1 protein-coding gene is annotated in these 1,176 nt (G+C 43.4%); it reads right to left on the reverse strand.

Annotated elements, in window-relative coordinates; genetic code table 11:
- Positions 1–101: 101 nt before the first annotated feature.
- The coding region (locus A3735_RS06095) for a site-specific integrase (protein ID WP_156499452.1) at positions 102–1,176 on the reverse strand (1,075 nt) is incomplete at its 5' end.

Below are 1,176 nucleotides of genomic sequence, written 5' to 3' on the forward strand. Positions count from 1 at the left end.
GCGAGGCAATCCGGATCATATTTTTATAGGAGAGAAATTTAAACGATCCACCTAATATTAGGTCCAACATAGGAAGCTTCCCTAATAAGGAAGCTTTTTACTTATGAGGATCTCTTCTCAATAATACCCTCAACCTCCTCAGCCCACCTATCCAAAGCCTCTACTCGCTCTTCCCAATAGTCATATCGATTGTAAACCTCCATCACTCCGCCCATAGTGTGATTCAGTATCTTTTCCACAACGTGAATGGCCACGCCGATTCCAGCCATCTTGGTAGCAGCGGTACGACGGAGGTCATGAGGAACCCATTTATCAATCCCTACAACCTCTTGCGCCCTGTTCGCGGCACGACTAATCACCCTTTCAGTCATGGGGGCGTCATTACCAGAGAAAGAAGGCAGAACCCAATCCGATTCATCTCTAAGGGCATAAAGTTCACTGAATAGTTTTATCGCCAGAGGAGACAAAGGAACTCGGTGAGCTTTTCTATTCTTTGAGTTTTCCTTCGGTATCGTCCATACCTTTTCATTAAGATCAATGTGACTCCACCGGGCATTATTGATCTCCCCTCTTCTTTGGCCGGTTACCAGTAACAACTTCAAGGCTAACTCAGTATGAACACTCATTTTTGCCCTGTTCAAACAGTACCAAAACTTATGAATTTCACTATCATCTAGAGTCCTATCCCGCGACTGTTCTTGCCCGCCAACACTCTTCTTTGTCAGTTCCTTCAAAGGATTATGCTCTAGATATCCGTGTTCAACGCCATAGTTAAGAATCTGTTTTAGCAAAGTAAGAACCCTATTTGCCTGAACAGGTGCACCGCGCTTTAACATGGGGTCAAGGACTAGATCAGATACTGTTCGTCTATGGATATCACTTAGTTTGAAACTGCCTATCTGTTCATAGACATTTTTCTTCAGCATGGAATCAAGTTCTTTCCATCTTGCTCTTTTAGGCTTGGCAAATTTATCAATCCATATTTCGCAGATCTGACGCATTGTATTGGCTAGTTTCTGTCCTTGAAGATCTGCTTTTGCTTTATCTATCGGGTCGATTCCCTTTTCAAGTAAGGAGCGCATATCCATATGAATCTTACGAGCCTCTTTTAAACTGAGCTCAGGATACGTACCTAGCTTCATGCGACGAGGCTTACTGTGAAAGCGATATCTGTAC

It is taken from the genome of Oleiphilus sp. HI0061 (genome assembly GCF_001635675.1).